We start from the raw sequence: 2,620 nt of genomic DNA, 5'->3' as shown, positions 1-2,620 counted from the left end.
GGGGGCTACAGCAGCACACAGGCCTCTTCAAAATCCAGCCGCTTGCCGCGGGGGTATAGCTTTTCCAGGTCGCCGTAACCGAGATTGATCAAAAAGTTGGATTTCCAGCCATTTTCTGCAAAGAAAATCTCATCGGTTTTGCCGTTGTCGAAGCCGGACATGGGGCCGCAGTCGAGCCCCAGGGCGCGGGCCGCCATGATCAGCCAGGCACCCTGCAAGGTGCCATTGCGAAAGGCCGTTACGCGGGCCAGTTCCTCGTTGTCGGCAAACATTTTGTCAGCCCCTGCCATATGGGGGAACAGTTCCGGTAGGTGTCGATAGAAAGTCGGGTCGTGGGCGACGATCACGGTGGCCGGAGCGGCCAGGGTTTTGTCGCGGTTGCCCTCCGCCAGGGCGGGCAGCAGCCGCTGTTTGGCCGCCGGGGTGGTGAGGAACACAAACCGTCCCGGTTCGGAGTTCATGCTGGTGGGGCCCATGGCGGCCAGCTGGTAGAGCTGGCGCAGGGTGTCGGCGGCGATGCCGCGGTCCTGCCAGTAGCTGTGGGTGCGGGCATCGGTAAACAGTTGCTGAATGCTGTGTTGGTCAATCGGTTTCATGCGTTTTTCCTTGGTACAAATCTTTGGGTATGTCGAAGACCAGCGCCAGGCTATCCCGCTGGGCGTGGTATTCAGTGGTGGCGAGGGGTTCGGTAAGCAGGCCGTCGCCGGGTGTCAGCGCTTGCCCGTCGGCAGTCAGGGCGCCCTCCACCAGCTGGATGCGGCGCAGCCAGTTCTGCTGCAGGGGATGACGCAGTTGTCCCCCGCTTGAAAGGCGCAGTTGCCAGATGCGAATGTCCTGGTCGACCAGGAATGCGTCTGAAACCGGGTCGCCGCTGGCCACCAGTTGCAGCGGGGCGCCGTCTTCGAAGCGACGATATTGATAATCGGGGCGGCCACTGCGATGGCGAGGCAGTACCCACAGTTGCATAAACCCCAGCGGTTCGTTGTCGCTGGCATTGGCTTCGCTGTGGGTAATACCGCTGCCGGCGTTCATAAACTGGTAGTCGCCGGTGCTCAGTAACCCGCTGTGGCCACAGCTGTCTTCGTGGTACATGGTGCCGTAGTAAACCATGCTGATGATCTGGGCATTCTGGTGGCCGTGGGTATCAAACTGCCCCCCCGGCGCTACATGGTCCTCATTGAGTACCCGCAGCGGGCCGAAGCCCATGTGTGCCGGATCGTAATAGCGATTGAAAGAGAAGCTGTGGTAACTGCTGAGCCAGGGCAGCTGCGTGCTGCCCCGCTCCCTGGCTGTGTAGAATCTTTGCATGGTCCACCTCCCTTATCGAAGATAGCCTATTTACTGGTCGGCGGCCGGCTCGCGCTGCAACGCCAGGCTGCCGTTGCCCTGCAGGGCGATCACGGCGGTGGCGATGGCGAGGAACAGCGGATATTCCCAGCCGCCCCCGGTATTGCTGAAGACCCAGCCTGCGCCGCTGTGTGCCCAGGTGGCGCCGAGGGCTACCGGCACCAATGCCAGTGCCGCCCAGCGAGCCTGAACACCCAGCAGCAGGGCGACTCCGCCAATGGCTTCCGCGGCAAAGGTGGCGTAGGCCAGAATCGCCGGCAGCCCAATGCTTTCAAAAAAGGCGGCGGTGCCGGGTAGGGTGAAGATCACCAGTTTCAGGTAAAGGCTGTGGGCGATATAGATGATGCCGAGGCTGATGCGGAGCAGGGCGGTTCCGTGAGTTGTGGTGTTGTTCATGATGTTGTCCTCAGTGGTTGAATGCTGTGGGTGACAGTATCGTTATTGCATTAGTGAAAGAAAATCCGCATTCTTTTCAAACTATGATTGCAAATATGCAAGCTGTGAGTTTGGCATGGGTGAACCTGGGTGAAGATTGATGGATAGCTGGGATGATCTGCGATATTTCCGCGCCGTTGCCGAGAGCGGCAGTCTCAACGGCGCCCGCAAGAAACTGGGTGTGAATCATTCCACGGTATTTCGCCGCATTCGTGGGCTTGAGGAGAAGCTGGGAGTGCGGTTGTTCGAGCGGCGCGATGCCCGCTATCACCTCACCGGTGCCGGCGAGGCATTGATGGTGCGGGCCGAGCAGGTGGCGCAGGCCATCGACGAGGTGGACCGGATGATTCTGGGGGGTGACCAGACCCTGGAGGGATCGGTGCGCATCACCTGCCCGGATGGCTTTGCCTACTACGAACTGCCGCCACTGCTGGCCGAATTCCACTCAATGTATCCGGGTATCGAGGTGGAATTGCTGGCCAGTAGCGACGACTACAACCTGTCGCGCATGGAGGCGGATATTGCCCTGCGGGCCACGTCGGCACCGCCGGAACATCTGGTGGGGCGCAAGCTGAGGACGGTGCCCTGGTACCTGTACGGGCGCGATCCGCAACGGCCGCTCTCCGATACGCCCCTGGGTGTAACCGACTTCGCCGGGCAGTCTTTTATCGGCCCCGAGCGCTCACTGCTGCGGCTGACACCGATGCAGTGGCTGGAGAAACATGCCCCGGATCTTCATATCGCGGCGCGGGCCAACACCCTGATGGGTATGGCGGCGCTGGTTAGGGCCGGTGTGGGGTTGGCGCTGTTGCCACAGGATGTGGCGCCGGATTTAGTG

General features: G+C 61.1%; 4 protein-coding genes. 1 reads left to right on the top strand and 3 read right to left on the bottom strand.

From position 1 onward, the window contains the following. Positions 1-5: 5 nt before the first annotated feature. Genes ABY948_RS12030 through ABY948_RS12020 form a run of 3 tightly spaced genes read right to left on the bottom strand, consistent with a single transcriptional unit; the run spans position 6 to position 1,743 of the window. Positions 6-596, bottom strand: coding sequence for a malonic semialdehyde reductase (locus ABY948_RS12030; protein WP_461482775.1), 591 nt, complete (start codon positions 594-596; stop codon positions 6-8). Then, positions 583-1,308 (bottom strand): pirin family protein, encoded by a 726-nt coding sequence (locus tag ABY948_RS12025; protein WP_461482774.1) that lies wholly within the window; start codon positions 1,306-1,308, stop codon positions 583-585. The genes ABY948_RS12030 and ABY948_RS12025 overlap by 14 nt, the downstream gene beginning before the upstream one ends. A 30-nt stretch (positions 1,309-1,338) precedes the next feature. After that, positions 1,339-1,743, bottom strand: a complete 405-nt coding sequence (locus tag ABY948_RS12020; RefSeq protein ID WP_461482773.1) for a DoxX family protein — start codon at positions 1,741-1,743, stop codon at positions 1,339-1,341. A gap of 139 nt (positions 1,744-1,882) precedes the next feature. Between ABY948_RS12020 and ABY948_RS12015 the strand changes: the two genes are divergently transcribed. Then, positions 1,883-2,620, top strand: a 738-nt coding sequence (locus tag ABY948_RS12015; protein WP_461482772.1) for a LysR family transcriptional regulator, incomplete at its 3' end; no start/stop codon positions are given.

The organism is Porticoccus sp. (assembly GCF_041592135.1).
Classification (GTDB): Bacteria; Pseudomonadota; Gammaproteobacteria; order Pseudomonadales; family Porticoccaceae; genus Porticoccus.
Note: the sequence above shows the minus strand (reverse complement) of the source record. Positions and strands in the feature narration are given on the sequence as shown.